This window comes from Enterococcus mundtii (genome assembly GCF_002813755.1).
GTDB classification, from domain to species: Bacteria; Bacillota; Bacilli; order Lactobacillales; family Enterococcaceae; genus Enterococcus_B; species Enterococcus_B mundtii.
This window is the reverse complement of record NZ_CP018061.1, coordinates 1,177,230-1,198,465: the sequence shown is the minus strand read 5'-3', so window position 1 is coordinate 1,198,465 and position 21,236 is coordinate 1,177,230. Positions and strand designations below refer to the sequence as shown.

Below are 21,236 nucleotides of genomic sequence, written 5' to 3'. Positions count from 1 at the left end.
CCTTTCTATGAACGAACTGCCCATTTTTTCTCAAGATAAACCATCAAATAAGACAATGGTAAGGTAATGATCAAGTAAAATAAACCGACAATGATATAGGTATCAAACGTGTTGAACGTCTCACTGGCAATCAAATCCCCTTGGTACATGATATCCAAACCAGCGACAATTGCTAAAATCGATGAATTTTTGACCAAATTGATAAATTGATTGCCTAATGGTGGGATAACGATTTTAAATGCCTGTGGCAATACGATGTATCGCATTGTTTCTGAGTAAGTAAACCCCGATGAAAGACCAGCCTCCATTTGACCTTTTGGCACAGTTTGGATGCCAGAACGAACAGTTTCTGCAATAAATGCGGAAGTATAGATCGTCAGCCCGATCGTTCCTGCTTGAAAACCGTCAAAGCTGATCCAATAAAGTGGTAATACGACATAGAAGAACATCACGATGATCAATAACGGGATATTCCTAAAAAATTCAACATAGGCTTTCGCAAAACCACGAATCCATTTATTGTGTGACAATTGAAAAATCGCCATCAACGTTCCGATGATCAAACTGAATAAAAGCGCCAAGACACTTGATAGGATCGTTACTTTAAATCCATCAAGGAAGGCTGGCCCATAAGTTTGTATCAATTCACTCATTTTATTCCCTCCTTAATCAATTTTTCCCTGAGTCGTATCTGGGAACCATTTTTCATAAATCTTATCGTAGGTGCCGTCTTCAACCATTTCTGCTAATGCTTGGTTGACTGCATCCAAGAAATTTTCTTGTCCTTTGTTGATTGCAATCCCATAAGGCTCTTCGGTAAATGTTCCTCCTGCTAATTCATAGCTAGGGTTCTCCGCTGCCATTCCGAGTAAGATCGCATTATCTGTTGTCATGGCATCGCCTTGCCCCGATTGTAAGGCAGTAAATGCTTCGGCATAGTTCTCTAACTCCAAGATCCGTGCATCAGGTGCATGTTCTCTGATGTTGGCAGCTGAAGTCGAGCCTTTTACCGCTAAAACAGTCGTTTCAGCGTTTAGATCCTCCACACTTTTGATGGGACTACCCTTTTCAACGAGCAATGATTGTCCGGCGTCAAAATAAACTGAAGAGAAATCGACTTGCTTTTTACGTTCTTCGGTAATCGTCATCGTCGCAATGATTGCATCGATATTCCCATTTTTTAATAATGGGATTCTTGTTTTAGAAGTGACTTCGACAAACTCTGCTTTTCCGTCCTCTCCTAAAATCTTCTTCGTGATTGCTTTGGCGATATCGATATCAAACCCTTGAACTGTGCGGCTTTCGATATCCATCATCCCAAACAATCGTGTATCGTATTTGACACCCCAAATGATCTCGTTCGTTTCTTTGCTACGAGTCAAAATATCTTTTTCTGCCAAACTGCTACCTTTACAGCCGCTCAATACTAGAAATACTAGCCCAAAAAGAAATAATAAACGAGTGAATGTTGTCTTACGCATATCGTTCCTCCTATCAATGATTGATTACTTTACTGATAAATTGTTTTGCACGTTCTTCTTTTGGATCATCGAAGAAATTGCGCACATCGCGACTATCTTCTAATACTTGTCCATCCGCCATAAAAATGACACGATCTGCCACTTCTTTCGCAAAGCCCATTTCATGGGTGACCACGATCATTGACATGCCGTCTCTTGCCAATTTTTTCATTACGTCCAAGACATCGCCGATCATCTCTGGGTCCAAGGCAGATGTTGGCTCGTCAAATAACAGCATTTCGGGATTCATCGCTAAGCCACGAGCAATCGCTACACGCTGTTGTTGTCCACCAGATAACATGGAAGGATAGGAATCTTTTTTATCTAGCATATTGACTGTCTTTAAAAACTTTTCCGCATTTTTTACAGCAGTTGCCTCATCTTGTTTTAATACTTTGATTGGTGCCAATGTGATGTTTTCTAAAACTGTTTTATTGGGGTAAAGATTAAAATGTTGAAAGACCATTCCGACATTTTTTCTAATCTCCGTCAATTTTGTGTTTTTATCGCGAATATCAACATCATTGATCAAGAGCTTTCCTGAAGTGATTGTTTCCAAGCCGTTGATACAGCGAAGCATCGTACTTTTTCCTGATCCTGATGGACCAATGACAACGACAACTTCCCCTTTTTCAAACTCAAGATTGATGTTTTTCAACGCATGGAATTTGCCGTAATACTTTTCCACGCTATCAAATTTAATCATTGTCATAACATTACACTCCCATTATTATTTAGTAAGATTTCATTTAAAGATATATAATAGAACACATTATATCCGAAAGCGAAGCAACTTGTAAAGTTTCCAAGAAAATTCCTTTGTCTGTTTTCTTTTACCATTTGTATAAATAACGATTTCCTAATTGATTTTTTCAATGATTTTCGGTTTATCCTGTTGTTAATTCTGCAAAAAAACGGTAAGATATTAAGTATTAGTCTTAGAAATTACAAAGAGGTGTTCTTTTTTGAAAAATATTATTTTAACAGGAGACCGTCCTACTGGCAAACTACACTTAGGCCATTATGTCGGGTCTTTGAAAAAACGTGTAGAAATGCAAGCGGATGAGAACAATCAGTTGTTCGTAATGATCGCAGATATGCAAGCCTTGACTGACAATGCGAAAGACCCTGAAAAAGTGTCTTCCAATGTATTAGAAGTTGCTTTAGATTACTTATCGGTTGGTTTAGATCCTGCCAAATCAACATTGTTTATCCAGTCACAGATCCCTGAATTAGCTGAGTTGACAATGTATTACTTAAACTTAGTGAGTGTTGGTCGTGTGCGTCGTAACCCGACCGTAAAAACAGAGATCGAGCAAAAGAAATTTGGCGAAAGTGTCCCAACAGGATTTTTTATCTACCCTGTCTCACAAGCTGCTGACATCACTGCGTTCAAAGCTAATTTGGTACCAGTTGGTGAAGACCAAAAACCAATGTTGGAACAAACGCAAGAGATCGTCCAAAGCTTCAATCATACCTACGGTGAAGTGCTAGTTGAGCCGAAAGGCGTCTTCCCTCCTAAAGGGATGGGCCGTTTACCTGGAATCGATGGCAACGGAAAAATGAGTAAATCATTAGGAAATGGCATCTACATTTCTGATCCTGCCGATGTCTTACAGAAAAAAGTCATGAGTATGTATACTGATCCAAATCACATCCATGTCCAAGATCCAGGACAAGTCGAAGGCAATATGGTCTTTACTTACTTAGATGTTTTTGGTACAGACAAAGAAGCAATCGAAGAGATGAAAGCCCACTATCGTCGTGGTGGACTCGGTGACGTGAAAATCAAGCGTTACTTGATCGACGTATTAGAAGCAGAGTTCGCACCGATCCGCGCACGTCGTGAAGAATTGGCGAAGGACCCACAAGCCGTGATGGATATCTTACGTCATGGTAGTGAAGAAGCCGCTAAAGTTGCGGCAGCCACACTTTCTGAAGTGAAAGCGGCAATGGGCATCAATTATTTCAATCAGTAATCACACAAAAAAGCTGGAACAAAAATCATTGAATGATTTTTGTTCCAGTTTTTTCTTCTATTATTAAGGTTTAACGAATACTTGCATCGACTGTTTCTGTCAACGCCTTTTCAACCTTGCTCATTGCTTGGTTGATTTCTTCATCTGTCAACGTTGCTTCGGGATTTTCAAAGCTTAACGTATAGGCGACTGATTTATGCCCTGCTTCAATATTTGCTCCTTGGTAGACATCGAATAGTTCGACATTTGTCAAGAATCGGCCAGCAGCTGCTTGGATCGTGCGAACGATTTCTTGATTCGTCACTTGTTCAGCTACTAACATGGCAATGTCACGCGTCACACTTGGGAATTTTGTGACTGGTTGGAAAGTGATGCCTTTTTGTGAGGCTTCCACGACTGTTGCTAAATCAAACTCTGCCACATACGTTTCTGGAATATCGTAAGCTTTAGCAGTCATAGGATGTACTTGACCAACAAACCCGATCATTGTTTCACCTAAATAAATGGCTGCTGTACGACCTGGATGAAGCTCATCAATCGTTGTCAACGCTTGATAAGTGATTTCCTCTTTGATGGAAAGTTGTTCGAATACATTCTCTAATATTCCTTTTACTGTAAAGAAATCAACCGCTTGTGGCTTACTTTGCCAACTTTTCTCTTCCCATGTGCCAGATACCGCAAGAGCTACGTGAGTGACTTCTTGTGGCAGATGAGTCAACGGATCATTTTCTTGATAGAAGACGCGACCCACTTCATAAAATGCGACATCTGCATTTTTACGTGCAGTGTTATATTGGACGTTATCCAATAGACCACTGATCAGGTTCATACGTAAGACAGAACGGTCTTCGCTCATCGGCCAATCCAAGCGAGTGATGGCTGTTTCTTTCAAAGCGAATTGACGAGATTTATCTTCCGTTGTCAGTGCATAACTAATGGCTTCAGTTAGACCACTGCCTTCGAGTAATGTACGGATCTTTCGTGTTGTCGCTTGTTCTTGTGTCAAACTACCTGCAACTGTTTCGCCGCTTGGTAACGTTGAAGGCAAACGATCATACCCATAAATACGTGCCACTTCTTCGATGATGTCTGCTTCGATCTGGATATCCCAACGTCTTGGAGGCACAACAACAGTATAAGTTTCTCCATCGACGTGATAGCCGAATCCTAATGCTTCAAAGATCTCACTTACTTCAGCGACATTTAAGGCTGTGCCAAGGTACTGGTTGATGCGGTTCAATGTGATCTGTACTTCGACTTCTTTTGCTTGATACTCAGAACCTTTGACCGCTCCTTGTAATACTTCTCCTCCTGCTAAAGCAACGATCATCGCCGCTGCAACATCACTTGCTTCGCCAACGGTTCCTTTATTGATACCTTTTTCAAAGCGCGCAGATGATTCACTACGTAAATTGAAACGTTTTGCTGTGCGACGAATCGAGATTGGATCGAATAGAGCAGATTCTAACGCAACGGTTGTCGTTGTTTCTGTGATCTCTGAGTCTTGTCCGCCCATTACCCCAGCTAAGGCGACTGGCACTTGTCCATTCGTGATGACCAAGTCTTCTGAGGTCAATGTGCGCGTTTCACCATCTAACGTCACGATGTTCTCTTTTTCTGCTGCATGACGTACCACGATTTCTTCTGAACCTAACTTATCATAGTCAAATGCATGTAACGGTTGACCGAACAATAACAAGATATAGTTTGTGATATCAACGACGTTATTGATTGGTCGGATTCCTTCGTTCATCAAGATATTTTGCAGCCATTGTGGACTCGGTTGGATCTTGACGTTTTCAATGATACGGATTTGGTATGCTGGTACCAATTCCTCATCTTCTACTTTTACCGCAATTTTTTCTGAAGCTTTACGTTCAACTTCTACTAACTTTTCATCATTGAATGTTGGTTTTTGGCGATAGATCGCGCCAACTTCATACGCCACACCTCTCATTGATAGTGCATCCGCACGGTTTGGTGTGATGGATAATTCGATGATGGCATCGTCCATATCTAGATAAGAAAAGACTGGTTCCCCATTGACCGCTTCTTGTGGCAAATAGTAGATGCCTTCTGAATATTCTTTCGGTACGACACTGTCAGAATAACCGATTTCTTGCAAAGCACAGATCATCCCATTTGAAACTTGTCCGCGCATCTTGCCTTTTTTGATTTTGACATTGCCCGCAATCCGTGAATTTGGTAAAGCCACGATGACTTTGATTCCTGCTTTGACATTCGGTGCTCCACAAACGATTTGTGATAATTCCTCTTCGCCGATATCGACTTGACAGATCGATAGATGATCCGAATCAGGATGCGGAATACATTCCTTCACTTCTCCGACAACGATTTTCTTCAAGCCTTCTTCAGGTACAGTCACACCTTCGACTTCGATTCCTGTGACGGACATTTTGTCTGCAAGTTCTTGCGGTGTCACATTTGATAAATCAACGTATTGATTCAGCCATTTATATGATACTAACATTCTTTTACTCCCCCTTGAACTGACTTAAGAAGCGCAAGTCATTTTGATAGAAATTACGAATATCGTTGACCCCATAACGTAACATTGCGACACGATCTGGGCCAAGTCCAAAAGCAAATCCGGAGTATTCTTCAGGATCGATCCCTGACATTTCCAAGACATTTGGATGAACCATACCAGCACCTAAGATCTCGATCCAACCTGTGTGTTTGCAGACGTTACAGCCTGAACCACCGCATTTGAAACAGCTGACATCGACTTCAACAGATGGTTCTGTAAATGGGAAATAGCTTGGGCGTAAACGGATTTGGCGATCTTCCCCAAACATTTTCTTCATCACGACTTCAAGTGTTCCTTTTAGATCACCCATCGTCACGTTCTTGTCAATCACCAATCCTTCGATTTGATGGAATTGATGGCTGTGTGTTGCATCATCCGTATCACGTCGGAAAACTTTTCCTGGTGAGATCATGCGTAGCGCACCTTTTGAAAAATCATGTTTTTCCATGGTACGTGCTTGGACAGGCGACGTATGCGTACGGATCAAGATTTCTTCTGAGATATAGAAAGTATCTTGCATATCACGCGCTGGATGGTCTTTTGGTAAATTCATTCGTTCAAAGTTGTAATGGTCTGACTCGACTTCATATCCTTCAACGATTTGATACCCCATGCCGACAAAAATATCTTCGATTTCTTCCATGATCTGCGTCAAGATATGGCGTGTCCCTTGTTTGACTGAGCGACCTGGAAGCGTGACATCGATTGTTTCTTTTTCTAATGCTTCATTCATTGCAGCGGTTTCCAATACTGCTTTTCTCTCTTCGATTTCTTGTGTCAATAGATCACGGATCTCATTGGCAAAGCTTCCCACTTTCGGACGTTCTTCGGCACTTAGATCTTTCATTCCTCGTAAGACCTCAGTGATCGGTCCTTTTTTCCCTAATGTTTCGACACGGATTTGATTTAGTTCTTTCAAATCCTGCGCCTGCTTGATCTTGACGATCGTTGCTTCTTTCAAGCTTTCGAGTTGTGCTTGTAAAGACATGCGATTTCCTCCTTTAAATTCAACTACAAAAAAGACCTCATTCCTATCAAGGAACGAGGTCTTCGCGTTACCATCCTAATTTACGATCCCAACGAGATCGTACACTCATTTTAATAACGACAGATATACTGCCGGTCTGAAAAATCTCTCAGACGAACTCGGAAAGTGAACTTCATTTTTCAAACACAGGATCTGCTTTCAGTCCATGACAGATCTCCCTATACTGGTTTAGCCAAACTACTCTTTTTCGTCAACATTCTTTTTGTCTATTCAACTAAAAACTAGTGTACAAGATTTTTGATGCAAAATCAACTGCATTCTTCGGGTGTGACCCATTTCTCACTCCAAAGCTGCAACTGGACCATCGCTTTTTGTAGATCTGCCCCTTTTTCTGTCAGCATATATTCTGAACGGCTGGATTCATTACACGAAAAATTACGGGTAACGATCTTTTCTTTTTCAAGCTCTTTTAATCGTTCGACCAAGACACGGTCACTGACCATCGGGATTTTTGCAGAGAGATCAACAAAGCGCTGCGGACCATTTTCGAGTAATACATCGATAATCAATCCATTCCATTTTTTCCCTAAAATCGAGAATGTTTTTTCAAATTTGGGACACAGAATGAATTCTGTCTGTGTTAGCTCCATCTTACTCACCTCTTTTCATGAGTATAGCATATTACTTACAAAGTGTAAGTCCAGTTTGCTCACTTCTTATTCTTTATTAAGATTTATTATTTTCTTCGCCTGTAACAAAACCAAAAAGACATCTTGAACGGGTTTATTCAACGCTTCACTCAATGCACGTTGGTATAAGTTCAATTGCCCGCGGTATTTGCTGATGACCTTAGTGATTTCCTCTGGGTTTTCAGGATGTAAAATAAAATCAGTCTTGAAATCATAAAGCTGCACGTACTCCCCAAAATCAAGGTATCCATCGACGATCCCATGGATCAATAATTCATCGTCTTCATTCGGGTAGTGATCGAATACCTTTTCTGCTTGTAGAAGCATTGAAAATGGTTGTTCGCGTTTCACTTTTTCTGGATGTTCGATCAGTGATCGGCCAAGGGTAGATTCATAAAACCATAAGATCGAATCAATCGGCACACGTTTCGCTACTTGTTCATCGACTAAACGTTTTTTGACGAGGGTTGTCAATTCGTTTTCGATGCTTTGTTTCGTCACATTTTCTAGCGGCAGCACTTGTAATAGGAAATGTGTCGCTGTCCCAATAGCTGTGGCAGAAACTTTACGCTCTTTTTGTACAAAGCGTGGTTCAGCTAATTGGTCTTGTGTATACCTGAAAGGCTGGGCAAAGGCTTTTTTATCACTGCTTTCCCAAGTCAAACGTGCCTCTGGAGAATCATCTGGATCTTCAAACAGCCGTTTGATCTCAGAAACCGATTGATAACTTGTTGTTTGCGAAGAGGCTTCATAAGGATAAGTGAAAGCTAAACGAGCTTGTAGTTCAGCGGTTAATGGTGTTTGATCTCCTTTTTGTTCCTCTGCTTGCTCTTCTTTGACTGTCAATGCTTGGCGTTGTGCTAAAATCACTTGTTGATCCATCCAGGTGATCGTAAAGTCTCCCGGTGAATGTTTCAGTTGTGGCAAAGGCGTGGCTTCTGGAAAATATTCGGTCATTTTAGGATGACGGATCAAGCTGTAACCGATCCAATTCATCAAGCTACTCGAACTTTTTAGGCGAATCACAGGGTCTAACACTACATCCGTTTGTTCACTTGCCTCTGACCACGCTTTGAACGTGTCTTCTTTACTTTTGTACGAACCGACAATAAACAGTTTTTGCTCGGCACGTGTCAATCCAACGTATAATTTACGCATTTCTTCAGAAAGCAATTTTTTCTGCTTAGCCAATTTGATGGCTTGATAAGGTAAGGTGTCAAACAAGACCCGCGTGTCTGGCTCCATGTAGCGCACGCCCGCACCTAGTTTTTCTTCAAAGGCATAACGGTTTTTCAAGTCTTGTAGATTGAATTGCTTCGTCATATCTAATAAGAAAACGATAGGAAACTCTAATCCTTTACTTGCATGGATGGTCATGACGCGAACGGCATTGTCACTAGAAGCAATCACTGGTTCCGCCAAGTCTTTGTCTTTCTCCTGCATTTTCTCAATAAATCGTACAAACTGATAGAGACCGCGAAACGAGCTTTGCTCATAAGCTTTGGCACGATCCACTAACGCATACAGATTCGCTTGTCGTTGTGCACCAGCTGGCAACCCAACGACATATTCTAAATACCCTGTTTGGTAATAGATTTCCCATAATAAGTCCGTGATCGAAGAACGCCGCGCTAACTCTCGCCATTGTTCCAATTGCTCATTGAAATGAAGCAATTTAGCCGCTAATTCATCTTGGTTATTATTTTGATAAGCTAAGACTGCATCATAGTAAGTATGTGCCTTATCGGCTAATCGGATACGTGCTAACTCTGGTTCGATCAAGCCCACGACTGGTGAACGTAACACTGAAGCTAATGGGATATCCTGATAAGGATTGTCGATCAATTGGAGCAATGAAATCATGATCCTGATTTCTGTCGCTTGGAAATAATTTTGGGCATCATTGAGTTCCAACGGAATATCAAACGTTTTGAATACTTCTAAAATCGTCAAATTATTTTTCTTCGTTGGTGTCAATAACACGATATCTTTGAATTCGATTGGGCGCTCTTCTTGACTTTTTTTGTCGTAGATCATGAATTTTGAATCGATCAATTCACGGATCTTCAAGCCAGTCATCAAGAGTTCACCTTCTGTTTTGTCTTCCAACATATCGTCTATCGGCAACTCGATTTCTGTCGTTTCTTGTTCCTTTTCATAGATCAAGACTTCTGGTGCAAATCGTTTATTTTCTGGGAATCCAGAAAAACCTAGAACCAGCCGAGCCGCTTCATCATAGGCGATTTGTCCGACGGTTGGGTCCATCAACTGTTCAAAAATCAAGTTGGTAAACGCTAAGACTTCCTGCCTTGAACGGAAATTTTCAGCTAAGACGATTCGTCGTCCCCCATTTTCTTCCGAGAATTTCTCATATTTATTGATAAATAGAGTTGGATCTGCTAAACGGAAGGAGTAGATCGACTGTTTGACATCTCCCACCATAAAGAGATTGCCTCTCTCCTCATCTGGCTCTCTGACCCAATAGAGCAATTCTTCTTGCAATTGATTGACGTCTTGGTATTCGTCGACCATGACTTCTTTAAACTTTCTGCGATAATAATCCGATGCTTCGCTTGGTAGCCACTCTTCCTCTGTTTGTTTCGTCAATATTTGCAACGCCAAGTGTTCCAGATCATTGAAATCTAGCACGCCTTTTTCACGTTTGCGCGCACTGAAACCTTCCATGAAAAGCTTTGTGACTGCTGTCATTTGTTCAACGAGGGGTAATGCTTTTTGACTCAACTCTTCGATTTGTGCAGGCGAAACTGGGAAATAGCTTTTGCCAATTTGTTGTAAGATTTTTTTGGCGCGGTCTCGCAAGTTTTTGACTTCAGCAGAACGTTCTTTCAACTCTGCTTTCCGACTGCTTTTGAAGGTCGAAAACGTCAGGTTTTCTAAAGCTTGATAAGCTTCGTCCAACTCATCCCCAAGGAAACGTTCATAGATTTGTTGGATACTTGCTTGCTCTTGTGAGACTTGATCAAACATCTTTTCAAGTCCTTCTTCTTGTGCCAAAACGACCATTTCTTCGTATAACTGCGTACAATGAAGGAGATCAGCTAAGACAAGTGGCCGGATCTGTTCTTGATACAATGCAGAAGCTGCTAATCCCTCTTCTAGCCGATACGCTTCTGGTAAACGATCCAACCAAGCCAACGGATCAGGATTTGCTCGAGCAAAATCATAGAGAGAAAATACGAGGTTAGTCAAACCGTCATCTGAGCGATCATTTGAAAAATTCATCGTCAGCTGAAAAAAACCTTCGCGATTTTCTGCATAAAGTTGTTCTCTGATCTCATCCCAGACATCTTCTTTCATCAAGATCGTTTCCGTTTCATCCGTCAGCATCCGAAAGACTGGATCGATATCGATCAAATAGTAATATTTACGGATCACCGTTAAACAAAACGCATGGAGTGTCGAGATATTTGCGGTCGGCAGTAAAACAAGCTGTTTCGTAAAATGTTTTTGCCAGACCGGATCACTTTCACTATTGACCGCTTCTTGCAAGGCTACTTGAATCCGCTCTTTCATTTCTCTTGCTGCCGCTTCTGTAAATGTCACGATCAGCAACTCATCGATATTGACGCCCATTTTCAACTTTTCGATCACACGGCGGACTAACACAGTCGTCTTACCTGAGCCGGCGGAAGCCGAAACAAGCAGGTTGTCGCCTTGGTCAAAAATGGCTTGCCATTGTTCATCGGTAAAACGTTCATTTTCCGGTTTTAAAGGAATTGATGTCACTCGTCTTCACTCCTTTTTAGTATTCTGCGCAATGCTTCATCTTTATCCAGCTTTTCTAAACGATGATAATTATTTTCTTTAAGCATGACGTCAAACGTACATATACTTCTGAACGGACAATGCTCACAAGCAATCCGTTGTTTATCTTTGTAAGCTGGATTCAGTTTGATCTCCCCTGAGGTGATCGCTTCACCCGCTAAACGCATATTCTCACGATTATGGTTCATAAATAATTGAAGTTCTTCTTCTGTATAGAACTTCTCTTTACTATAACTACCCTTTTGTAATTCGTCTTTGGCGTTTTTCTTCACTGGATAGATCAACGAACTTTCTTTTGCTTCCAATGAATGATCGAGCACTTCTAACAGACCGGGATCATCGACAAAAACACCGTCATAGCTGAATTTTTTCAACGTATTTTTCTCGACATCTGTCGTATCTGTCAAAACTGGATTATGCACATGCAAGTAATAGGAGCCTGCTGGTTTGACTGCAGCTTTCCCAGTCAATCGTACAGCATCCATCAATGCCACATCAAGATATGTCAATAGTTGCATCGCCATGCCGTAGTAAGCTTCAGTCACATCAAAAGAACGACCACTTGATTTATAATCGACTACACTTAACCACGTATCACTTTGTTCAGTTGCCACATCGATGCGATCGATTTTTCCGCGAACGTGGAGTTTCCCGCCTTTGTCTAAAGGTATTTCCAAACCTGGAATCCCTCGTGCGCCAGCGATCTGTCCGAATAAAATCTCTGTCTGTAATGGCTTCATGCCCGTATTCTTACTTTGTTTTTGTAACGCCCATGCCACTTTTTGGATCGTTTGCCCTAATTGGTAACGGATATAGTTCATCCGTGCAGAGCTATCTAAAATCTCAAAGCGCAATTCACCAAATACTTCTTGTAAGACTTTTTCGGTAAATTCTTGTCGCTCTTTCTCCGACATCGCCACAAGTGACAGTTGATTCGAGAATAACAATTTGAAGAAGCGATCCAATGATTCATGATAGAAGTCGCCAGTGGCAGCTGGTGTCAACCCATAAATATTACGTTCTTTCAGCTTCAAGCCAAACTGGACAAAGTATTTATACTCACAGTTATAAAAGTTTTCCATGCGTGAGATCGACGTGTAGATTTCTTTGCCATAGAGGGCTTCTGCCATCTCTTCTGATAAGGAAACTGGTATATTCAGATGATCTTGACTTTCAAAAATCGTCAATGCAAAATTTCGTTGGTCAGAGCGTAGAACTAACCCTTTCAATTGTTGCCAATAAAGGGGTACTGCTTGTTTGGCTTCTTTTGCTAAACGATAGACCCGATTGATCGTATTGATCCCGCTGCGGTAAGTGCCCACGTAACAATCTGGTTCACTCGTCAACTGCAACTGACATTTTGGTTCAACTGGAACACCTAGATAGTCAACGACTCGTTTCAAGTACGGAGACATTTTCAAGCGATTGGTATCATAGCTTTGCGCATAACTCAAGTACAAGCGTTCCGTTCCCGAAGCAAAGACTAAATACGCTTGGAAAGGTTCGAAAGACATACTTTCTTTTGCTGGATCAAATAAAAATTGATCCTCGCCTAAACCTTGATTCAACGCTTCACGTTCTTCGCTCGATAATAAGCCTTTGGTTTCATGACGATCTGGAAACACTTGGTCATTCAAACCGACCGCAAATGTTACTTTTGCTTGATTAGGTCGCACAAGTTCCAAGCGGTTGATCCTCACCTGGTCGATTGCCGTAGGGATTTTCCCATAGCTAAGATTTTCTAGCCCACTCGTGATGATCTCTTGGAATAATGCCCAGTCGAACGCTGTTTCTCCGTAGATCAATGAATACTCGTCCAAAAGATCCATCAACGCGCCCCACGTTTGCTCATGATTTCTAGCTGCAGCTAATCCACCACGTGCCACTTCTTGGTCTCGCCAGAAAAGCAATTGTTGTTGCACGCCGCTTTCGATCAAGAAGCGATAAAACAAAGTGACAGCTTCTTGACCTGTTTGGCATTTTTTGATGTTCTTCAAAAATACCGGCACCATGTCACGAAAAAGTCTCCGGATCGTATTTGATTGCTCTTCCAGTTGTTTGACGTCTTCTAGCTGTTCTGCTTCAAAATCATAGGCAACAAATTGCCAATCTTTTTCTCGAAGCCAATAATTTCCTTGATAGTTGTAAGCTAACGCTACATTTTCCGTAATATCTAAGTTCGTGCGGAATTGATTTCTAGTTGCTTCCCAAGTCTCAAGATCCAGGTCTTCCGCTGGGGCACCGATCGTCAACTCTGTCTTGAAGAAACGCATGATATCGTTTAAGCGGTATTGGTAACGATCCAATGCAAATAAGCTGTTGATCCATTCAATCAATGGATGATTTTCCATCAGTTGCTCTTCATCCAGATAAAAAGGGATCGACATCTCTTGAAAAATCGGACGCAGTAGATTTCCATAAAGCGTCATATCCTTCGTCAACACTTGGATATCTCGATACCGAAAGCCTTCTTGACTGACCAAACGTCGGATCTCCACCGCTAATTGCCGGACTTCTTCCGTTGGATTCTCCGCCTCCCACAGATGTAGTGTCTCTTGCGCGCCAAGTTCAACAGATTGGCTTTTCTGATGGCTGGAGGTCTCTTCCCACATTTGTTGTAAGGTTTGAAGTTCTTTTGGATATTCCCGATTCGGTGCATAATGATCGACAGAGACAGGAACATTCAATTCTCTTGCTGCGTTAAGTAGTTGGAAATAGACCTTCCCTGTATTGAAAAACAAGGTCAACGGATCTGGTAGATCAGATTTGTAGGGGCGATCCAATAGCAAATCCACCACAAGATGCCCTTTTTCCATCATTTTTTGCAGCAACTGGTATTCTTGAGCATTGATCCGGGCAAAACCACTCACTAAAAACTTGATCTTGTGGTAATCCTGTGTCGCCATATAATTTGCTAGTACAGTCAACGCGTCTTCAGATTGTAGCGCACGTTGGACTAATTCCTCTTCGAATGCCGAGAAGATCAGTTGTAGATCCTTCATTTTCAATTGTCGGTCTTCTTCTTTTGGCGACTCTCCTGTCACAGAAGTGAGCAAATCAACAGGCGAAATTTTTCCGACTTGCAGTTCGCTGTATAGCTCTTGTAGTTGACGGATAAACCCTTTTTTACGGATTTCTCCACGAAATATCGTCAATTCTTCTTGTTTTTTTTCTAGGATTTGGCGAAGGATCATTGCTGAACCAGATTCGGTCAATTCACTACCTGTCAGCAACGTGGTTTGTTGTAATAAGTACCAAGCCAAACGATAGAAACTGAATACTTGCATATTCGTTGTGCTAAATGAGCTTTTTCCGCTTTTTTTTCGCATCTCAGCGAGTAATTCTTGCTCTTGTTCAAATTTATTATAGTTAGGTACAAGGAAAAATACTTGATTGTCTTCATCTTTTTCAAGCCAAGCGGCGGCTTCATCGATCAGTGCTTTGCGGTGGTCTTTTTGACCATTCCCTAAGATAAATTGTAACGACACCTTATTGCCTCCTTTTCCTGGTTGATATACCTCTTCATTATAACAAAGATAATTGAACATTTGTTCTATTATCGTTTGAATTTTGGAAAATAAAAAAGCCGGAGATGGACGACTGTCCTCTCCGACAAATGACGCTGATCCAATCAGTGGATCGAGCCCATTAATTTTTTGATTGGTTCTTTGATTGCAAATAAAATCACTGCACCAACGATTGCTACGACACCAATGATCCCAAAGTACGCTGATTCGGTACCAGGTGTATAAAAACGAGCGATTTGTGCATTGATGGCTTGTGAAGAAGCATCGGCTAAAAACCAGATCGCAATCGTTTGCGATTCAAAGGCTCTAGGTGCTAATTTCGTCGTAACAGAAAGACCGACAGGTGATAAGCAAAGTTCAGCGATCACGATGATGAAGAAGCTACCGATCAACCAAAGTGGGCTGACTTTTCCAGCTGTTCCATATAACATTCCTGGCAACATCAGTAATAGGTAAGACAATCCGGCAAATAACAACCCTAGAGAGAATTTCACGACAGTTGATGGTTGACGTTTGCCTAAACGAGTCCATAAAGTAACGAACACAGGTGTCAAAATAAAGATGAAGATCGGATTCAATGATTGATACCAACTTGCTTGGATCGGAACACCCATCAAGGTCGATTGTGTTCGTTCACTCGCAAATAACGCAAGGATCGATGACCCTTGTTCTTGCAATGACCAAAAGATGATTGCTGCTAAAAACAACGGGATATATGCCCATACTCGTGGTTTTTCTTCCACCGACACATCTTTTGAAGTCAACATTTTAATAAAGTAATATAATGGTAGAACGATTCCTAAGACACTGATCGTATTAACAAAGAAATCGATCGTTAAATGTCCAGTTAGTTGTGCTCCACCAAAAATAATAGCAAATACGACCAAAGCGATCACAACATTACGGATAAATCCTTTGCGTTCTCCTTGTGTCAAAGGATTTGGAGGTGTCATACCCACTCCATCCAATGTCTTACGTCCTTGGATCACATATTGCAACAATCCGAAGAACATACCGATAGCGGCTAATGAGAAACCTAAATGGTAGTTATACTCTTGACCGATCGTACCGACGATCAACGGCGCGAGCAATGCGCCTAAATTGACACCCATATAAAAAATCGAAAATCCTGCATCTCTTCTTAAATCGGTTTTCGTATACAAATGCCCAACCATTCCCGAAACATTTGGTTTTAAGAAAGCTGTACCGATGATGATCAGTGCCATCGAGATAAATAAAGTAGAGACACCAAACGGCAATGCCAAAACAACATGACCGATCATGATGAAGATCCCACCAATAAAGACGGTTTTTTTGGCTCCTAACACACGATCTGAAAACCAGCCGCCTACGATACTCGACATATAAATCAACGAACCGTAGATCGACATGATCGACAACGCTGTGGCACGAGGTAAACCAAGTCCACCATTTGCTACCGTGTCGTACATATAATAGATCAGTAAGGCACGCATACCATAATAACTGAATCGTTCCCACATCTCTGTGAAGAACAATGTAGACAATCCCTTCGGCTGACCGAAGAACCCTTTGTCTTGTTTTTCCATATTCCCATACCCCAATTCTTTTAATTTTCAGAAAATAATACACATATTTACCGAAAATCCGTGTAAAAATATTTATTTAAGAAATATATACTTATTTTCTATAAATACAACAAAATTTTAATGGGAAAACGATAAGAAAAAACATAGGTTATTTTTAATAATTATATAGTCTACTTCATGTCATGAAGCTCAAATGTCGGTATATTCAGTATGTAAACGGTCTCGTAACGAATTTTTTATGTAAAAGAACATCTTTTTTCTATTCTTACATTTTGTTGAGCGTTTTGTTTTACTTACTTTTTGTAAGATGATATACTTCGTTTTGTCATCAAGAAAAAAACGCAGAAAAGCGAATTAAAGGAGAACTAATCTATGACTGAATTTACAAATATCTTAAAAAACCGCCGTTCGATCTATGATCTAGGCCGTAACGTATCACAATCAAATGAAGAATTAACAACATTGATCCAAGAAGCAATCAAAGAAAGCCCTACTGCTTTCAATGCGCAATCAACACGTGCAGTAATCTTATTTGGCGATGCACATGAAAAATTATGGGAAATGACAGAAGAAGCTTTACGTCCATTGACACCTGCTGATGCTTTCCCAAATACTCAAAACAAATTAGCTAGTTTCAAAAAAGGTTACGGTACTGTCTTGTTCTTCAAAGACACAGATGTGATCAAAAACTTGCAAGAGCAATTTGCATTATATGCAGATAACTTCCCTGATTGGTCAGAACAATCAAATGGTATTGCTACAGCCAATACTTGGGTGGCATTAAGCGAAGAAGGTTTAGGTGCAAACCTACAACATTACAATCCAGTGATCGATGAAGCTGTCGCAAAAGAATGGTCGATTCCTACAAACTGGAAATTACGTGCACAATTAGTCTTTGGTTCACCTGAATCTCCAGCTGGCGAAAAAGAATATATGAACGATGCTGATCGTTTCCGCGTGTTTGGCTAATGCCACTAATACAAAAAGACAGCTCCCTCTTTTAAAAGAAGGAGCTGTCTTTTTTGTCATTTCAATGGATCATTCATCCTCATGCTCGATCATGATATCAAGTTCTGCATCATCATTTAAGTGTTTTGCTAAAAAAGGAATCAATTCTTCTAATGAGACAGAAAATTTCAATAACGGGCCACGCCAACCGTTCCGGAAAAAATTCATTTTGACTTCTTTCGAATCTTTTGGTTGGTAAAGAACGACTTTGTTGATTTCAGAATATGGCACTCCACGGCGGTCAAAGCTGTTCAAAACTAGCCCTTCTGTAGTAAGTCCTCGACTATCTAACAAGAAACTCAATAACACAAGAGAAGCCAAGATGCCTTTCACTAACTCATCAGTGGTTGGTTGACTAACCAATGTATACCATAGAACCAGTACAGCAAGGAAAGGAACAACTAAATAGACCCAGCGATTCCGAACCGTTTTATAAACGATCTCTCGTCGTACAAGCCATAGAAATAAGCACATGACGATGACAAATAAAAAAAGAACTATTGTAAAAAAGGAAACCATCTTATCGATCCACACCTTTATTTTCAACTCTTGAAACTAGAAAATCAAAGGGGTAAATCATGTCCCCTCTAACTGAACAAACGGTATTCAAGGAGCAGCACTTCGGTCATAAGCCAAAAAACTCAAAAATGAAATAGGCATTTTCGTTTTTTCTGTCTGATACCTTAGTGTTCAATGCTCCTTTCATAACCTTAAAAGGACCTGCAACATTATCATTCGATGTTGCATGTCCATATCTTCTTATTCAAATGTATCATATTTAGCTACTACCATGCTAGCTTTTTCTTCTAATAATTCTTGATCTTCTATAGCGCATTGGGCAACTTTGACTACGGCGCAATTCGTCATTTTTGAAACAACTTCTCCAACAACTGATTTGGTAAAACCAATGGGCCTACATGAATATTGTTCTCCTAAATTAATCATTTCTTCCGTCATCAAAATCCTCCTAAACTACTCAAACAGTTTGCCACAGAAAATCATTTCGTTTTATCTGTGTGTTTCGTTAGTGGTGTTTTGATCAAACTCTTATTTGATCTATCCGCATTATAGCGTACTGTTTTCGTTTTCACAAATTTTAACAGCTAAACATAATAAAAAAATCGTTTTTGGGACTGTTTTTCCTTGTTTTTTTACATCTGATCAGGCAGATTCATGTAGTTTTTTTTAAAAAAACAATTATAATAGAAAGAAGTCTGGGGGAGTCTTTCATGTCAAAACAAAAAAGTAAAAAACGATTACTACTAGGTGGGGCAACGCTAGTGTTGATTTCAAGCGTCTTTTACTTTACAAATAAACAATTAGAAGATCAGAAATCAATAACGGAGGAAAACATAGAGCAGACAAGCAAAACCGAAGAAAAACAAGTACTACTCGACGTACCTCTTGAAAATCAATTCGATGAACCTGCACTAGAGAATGGCTGTGAAGTAACCGCCTTATCGATGTTGCTGCGCTTCTATGGCTACGAAACCACCAAGAATCAATTAGCCGAACAATTAAATTATGTCCCCGTTTTCAATGCTGATGGCACTCATGGCGATCCAAATGAAGGGTTCGTTGGTGAGATTTGGGGTGGTGACTGGGCAATGGGTGTCTATGTTCCACCAATCGCTACGTTAGCGCAAGAAATCCTACAAACCGATTATCATACCGAACCGCAAACGGATGCAAGCTTGACTGACATCAAAAATGCATTAAAAGAAGAAAAACCTGTGTGGGCTTCTGTCACGATCGATTTTCAAGGGCCGACAGAAAATGATTTCATGACTTGGACGACTGCAAACGGTGAAGTACAAGTCACGCCATTAGTCCATGCCTGTGTTGTAACTGGCTACGATGATCAATCGATCTATGTCAATGATCCTTATGGCATAAAAAATCGTGCGGTACCAATCGATGACTTTGAGCAAGTATTTACTGCTATGGGCGGACAAATGCTTACTTTAGAAAAGAACTAGTATTTCCTAGAAAAATAGCTTATACTCAAGCTAACAACGCATGGAAGGAGCAAGAATCTGTGGAACGATTTATTCATAAAAAGGCGGATCCAAATGAAATCCCAATCATCTTCGTCCGTGATACTGCTGGGAATATCCAAAAAAAAGTGTCAGTCAATGAATGGACGAACCGATACAGCCCTGCTTCCCTCGATTTACTTGAAATCAAACTTTATCGACAAGCATTGACTTATTATTCAGAGCAAGACTACGAGAAAGCCATTGATTTGTTGAAATTTTTGATCATTCAAACTGGCTATACTCATTTTGAGTACATCGAACGTCTAGCCACCATTTATCGTAAAACCCATGCAGAAGCACTTGAATATCAGTTGCTCTCTTCTGTCTTGGCATCCGCAGAAATCATTGGCTTGCCTGCTGGATTGATCAAAAAATTGGAACGGCGGATCGATCAATTGAAATTGAGCATGGCAAGAAAATAAAATAAACCTAAGAACGAATGATTAAGTCATTAATCAATTATTCTTAGGCTTATTTTTTAATCCAATACTTAGTTTACATAATAAAAATAAAATCAACCAATTATAGCTAATGCTTCTTTAGGTACCTCTTCTTTGGGAATTTCTTCGTATGTTTCAACATGAGCGCCTTTATTCGTCAATCTCAAGTAACGGTCTTTTTTTAAAACAGATAACCCATTAAATTCAATCTCGCGTTCGTTACCATTTGCATCAACTGCTTTTTGGATATATTTTGCTGTACCGAACGAATTGACTTCATCGGGCTGTTTTGTTTTGACATACACTTCTCCCTTTGTGACTAACGGATTCAATTGGTCAATAACTGCTGGCAATTCTCCACTAGCACCCTGCGTATAAAACTTTAAGCCAAATAACGCTAAGCCACTGAATACAACGGCACCTACTAATACTTTGATTACTTTCATTTTCCTACCTCCTCTTTACTCTTTGAGTATAGCCTGTAAAAAAATCAGATTCATCCGTCTCTAGATCGAGTTTTTTATCGGACTTGAGCACAGAAGTTATTTTTATAAAATTTCATAGATTTTTGCTATTATAATAGGAAAGAAAGGATGTGTTTCATTATGAATAAAGAAGAAATACTTCAGAAAATCAAAGATCTGGTCCAAAGTGGCAATTTCACTGAAGCCAAAACATTTTTCGAAGAGCATAAAGAACAATTAGGTCCTTACAAAGAAAAAGCCCAAGAATTTCTCCAAGGTGTCGATTTTCAAGGAATAACGGATAAATTCAAAAATCTGTTCAAATGAACAATCATCTTTTCGTAAGGTGGTTCGAGCCAGAATATCACATTTAGAAACAAAAGATCCCTGACAATCAACGATTGTCGGGGATCTTTTAAGGTTCTGGCGACTCTAAAACATCATGAGTATTTGCAAAAGCCACACTTTTATCAAAACCTGCTTTTAGTACAATCTTGTTGGATCATAGTGATACGTCACATTGCCATTCAGCTCGGCCTTTCCAACAATAAACTTGCGATTCTCAATTTTTAACCATGCTTCGCGAAAAGCCATGACTTCCTCACGTTTGACCTCTATTTTTTGGATTTTTCCATCCATCAACTCTTGGATCATTTGTTCATAGGGATTCATCTTTG

18 protein-coding genes are annotated in these 21,236 nt (G+C 40.3%); 5 read left to right on the top strand and 13 right to left on the bottom strand.

Features of this window, described 5'->3' with window-relative positions; all coding sequences use genetic code 11:
* Positions 1-5: 5 nt before the first annotated feature.
* From EM4838_RS05905 to EM4838_RS05895, 3 genes are read right to left on the bottom strand one after another with little or no spacing between them, the layout of a single operon-like run.
* A complete protein-coding gene (locus EM4838_RS05905; protein WP_071867819.1) occupies positions 6-653 on the bottom strand; it encodes an amino acid ABC transporter permease in 648 nt (215 codons plus the stop codon).
* 12 nt (positions 654-665) lie between these two features.
* On the bottom strand, positions 666-1,481 hold the full coding sequence (locus EM4838_RS05900; RefSeq protein WP_019724510.1) for a transporter substrate-binding domain-containing protein: 816 nt from the start codon (positions 1,479-1,481) through the stop codon (positions 666-668).
* Positions 1,482-1,494: 13 nt separating this feature from the next.
* Positions 1,495-2,232: an amino acid ABC transporter ATP-binding protein gene (locus EM4838_RS05895; protein WP_010735594.1), complete on the bottom strand. Its 738-nt coding sequence runs from the start codon at positions 2,230-2,232 to the stop codon at positions 1,495-1,497.
* Between the two features lie 253 nt (positions 2,233-2,485).
* Between EM4838_RS05895 and trpS the strand changes: the two genes are divergently transcribed.
* Positions 2,486-3,499, top strand: coding sequence for a tryptophan--tRNA ligase (gene trpS, locus EM4838_RS05890; protein ID WP_019724057.1), 1,014 nt, complete (start codon positions 2,486-2,488; stop codon positions 3,497-3,499).
* A gap of 70 nt (positions 3,500-3,569) precedes the next feature.
* On the opposite strand, the gene pheT is transcribed toward trpS, so the two are convergent.
* From pheT to EM4838_RS05860, 6 genes are all read right to left on the bottom strand, one after another.
* Positions 3,570-5,990, bottom strand: coding sequence for a phenylalanine--tRNA ligase subunit beta (gene pheT, locus EM4838_RS05885; protein WP_071867820.1), 2,421 nt, complete (start codon positions 5,988-5,990; stop codon positions 3,570-3,572).
* Between the two features lie 4 nt (positions 5,991-5,994).
* Positions 5,995-7,038, bottom strand: a complete 1,044-nt coding sequence (gene pheS, locus EM4838_RS05880) for a phenylalanine--tRNA ligase subunit alpha (protein WP_071867821.1) — start codon at positions 7,036-7,038, stop codon at positions 5,995-5,997.
* A 308-nt stretch (positions 7,039-7,346) separates the two neighbouring features.
* Positions 7,347-7,688 carry a winged helix-turn-helix transcriptional regulator gene (locus EM4838_RS05875; RefSeq protein WP_019724054.1) on the bottom strand — a complete coding sequence of 114 codons (342 nt, stop codon included), beginning with the start codon at positions 7,686-7,688 and terminating at the stop codon, positions 7,347-7,349.
* A gap of 66 nt (positions 7,689-7,754) precedes the next feature.
* Positions 7,755-11,474, bottom strand: coding sequence for a helicase-exonuclease AddAB subunit AddA (addA, locus tag EM4838_RS05870; RefSeq protein WP_071867822.1), 3,720 nt, complete (start codon positions 11,472-11,474; stop codon positions 7,755-7,757).
* Complete coding sequence (locus EM4838_RS05865) at positions 11,471-15,001, bottom strand: PD-(D/E)XK nuclease family protein (RefSeq protein WP_071867823.1); 3,531 nt, start codon at positions 14,999-15,001, stop codon at positions 11,471-11,473. Before EM4838_RS05865 ends, addA begins: the two co-directional genes overlap by 4 nt.
* A 143-nt stretch (positions 15,002-15,144) precedes the next feature.
* A complete protein-coding gene (locus EM4838_RS05860) occupies positions 15,145-16,608 on the bottom strand; it encodes a peptide MFS transporter (protein WP_071867824.1) in 1,464 nt (487 codons plus the stop codon).
* 372 nt (positions 16,609-16,980) lie between these two features.
* On the opposite strand from EM4838_RS05860, the gene EM4838_RS05855 reads away from it, so the two are divergent.
* Positions 16,981-17,577, top strand: coding sequence for a nitroreductase family protein (locus tag EM4838_RS05855; RefSeq protein WP_071867825.1), 597 nt, complete (start codon positions 16,981-16,983; stop codon positions 17,575-17,577).
* A gap of 69 nt (positions 17,578-17,646) precedes the next feature.
* Here EM4838_RS05855 and EM4838_RS05850 read toward each other — a convergent pair whose 3' ends face one another.
* A complete protein-coding gene (locus EM4838_RS05850; protein WP_071867826.1) occupies positions 17,647-18,135 on the bottom strand; it encodes a hypothetical protein in 489 nt (162 codons plus the stop codon).
* Between the two features lie 240 nt (positions 18,136-18,375).
* The gene (locus tag EM4838_RS05845; protein ID WP_010735604.1) at positions 18,376-18,573 is read right to left on the bottom strand and encodes a hypothetical protein; all 198 of its coding nucleotides are present in this window, start codon (positions 18,571-18,573) and stop codon (positions 18,376-18,378) included.
* Positions 18,574-18,845: 272 nt separating this feature from the next.
* Between EM4838_RS05845 and EM4838_RS05840 the strand changes: the two genes are divergently transcribed.
* Together EM4838_RS05840 and EM4838_RS05835 are read left to right on the top strand one after the other, a co-directional pair.
* On the top strand, positions 18,846-19,595 hold the full coding sequence (locus tag EM4838_RS05840; protein WP_071867827.1) for a C39 family peptidase: 750 nt from the start codon (positions 18,846-18,848) through the stop codon (positions 19,593-19,595).
* A gap of 59 nt (positions 19,596-19,654) precedes the next feature.
* Positions 19,655-20,077 (top strand): hypothetical protein, encoded by a 423-nt coding sequence (locus EM4838_RS05835; RefSeq protein ID WP_071867828.1) that lies wholly within the window; start codon positions 19,655-19,657, stop codon positions 20,075-20,077.
* Positions 20,078-20,169: 92 nt separating this feature from the next.
* On the opposite strand, the gene EM4838_RS05830 is transcribed toward EM4838_RS05835, so the two are convergent.
* The gene (locus tag EM4838_RS05830) at positions 20,170-20,541 is read right to left on the bottom strand and encodes a YxeA family protein (protein WP_071867829.1); all 372 of its coding nucleotides are present in this window, start codon (positions 20,539-20,541) and stop codon (positions 20,170-20,172) included.
* 159 nt (positions 20,542-20,700) lie between these two features.
* Here EM4838_RS05830 and EM4838_RS05825 point away from each other — a divergent pair, with 159 nt between their 5' ends.
* On the top strand, positions 20,701-20,886 hold the full coding sequence (locus EM4838_RS05825) for a hypothetical protein (protein WP_071867830.1): 186 nt from the start codon (positions 20,701-20,703) through the stop codon (positions 20,884-20,886).
* Between the two features lie 156 nt (positions 20,887-21,042).
* Here the strand turns inward: EM4838_RS05825 and EM4838_RS05820 are convergent, their stop codons facing one another.
* The gene (locus EM4838_RS05820) at positions 21,043-21,231 is read right to left on the bottom strand and encodes a hypothetical protein (RefSeq protein WP_065095892.1); all 189 of its coding nucleotides are present in this window, start codon (positions 21,229-21,231) and stop codon (positions 21,043-21,045) included.
* Positions 21,232-21,236: the final 5 nt, after the last annotated feature.

Excerpts from the sequence above, each read along its gene's own strand:
- EM4838_RS05825 (WP_071867830.1), top strand. The coding sequence starts at position 20,701 with ATGAATAAAGAAGAAATACTTCAGAAAATCAAAGATCTGGTCCAAAGT.
- EM4838_RS05900 (WP_019724510.1), bottom strand. The coding sequence starts at position 1,481 with ATGCGTAAGACAACATTCACTCGTTTATTATTTCTTTTTGGGCTAGTA.
- EM4838_RS05850 (WP_071867826.1), bottom strand. The coding sequence starts at position 18,135 with ATGGTTTCCTTTTTTACAATAGTTCTTTTTTTATTTGTCATCGTCATG.
- EM4838_RS05830 (WP_071867829.1), bottom strand. The coding sequence starts at position 20,541 with ATGAAAGTAATCAAAGTATTAGTAGGTGCCGTTGTATTCAGTGGCTTA.
- EM4838_RS05875 (WP_019724054.1), bottom strand. The coding sequence starts at position 7,688 with ATGGAGCTAACACAGACAGAATTCATTCTGTGTCCCAAATTTGAAAAA.
- EM4838_RS05840 (WP_071867827.1), top strand. The coding sequence starts at position 18,846 with ATGTCAAAACAAAAAAGTAAAAAACGATTACTACTAGGTGGGGCAACG.
- EM4838_RS05820 (WP_065095892.1), bottom strand. The coding sequence starts at position 21,231 with ATGAATCCCTATGAACAAATGATCCAAGAGTTGATGGATGGAAAAATC.
- EM4838_RS05895 (WP_010735594.1), bottom strand. The coding sequence starts at position 2,232 with ATGACAATGATTAAATTTGATAGCGTGGAAAAGTATTACGGCAAATTC.
- EM4838_RS05905 (WP_071867819.1), bottom strand. The coding sequence starts at position 653 with ATGAGTGAATTGATACAAACTTATGGGCCAGCCTTCCTTGATGGATTT.
- pheT (WP_071867820.1), bottom strand. The coding sequence starts at position 5,990 with ATGTTAGTATCATATAAATGGCTGAATCAATACGTTGATTTATCAAAT.
- EM4838_RS05855 (WP_071867825.1), top strand. The coding sequence starts at position 16,981 with ATGACTGAATTTACAAATATCTTAAAAAACCGCCGTTCGATCTATGAT.
- EM4838_RS05845 (WP_010735604.1), bottom strand. The coding sequence starts at position 18,573 with ATGACGGAAGAAATGATTAATTTAGGAGAACAATATTCATGTAGGCCC.
- pheS (WP_071867821.1), bottom strand. The coding sequence starts at position 7,038 with ATGTCTTTACAAGCACAACTCGAAAGCTTGAAAGAAGCAACGATCGTC.
- EM4838_RS05860 (WP_071867824.1), bottom strand. The coding sequence starts at position 16,608 with ATGGAAAAACAAGACAAAGGGTTCTTCGGTCAGCCGAAGGGATTGTCT.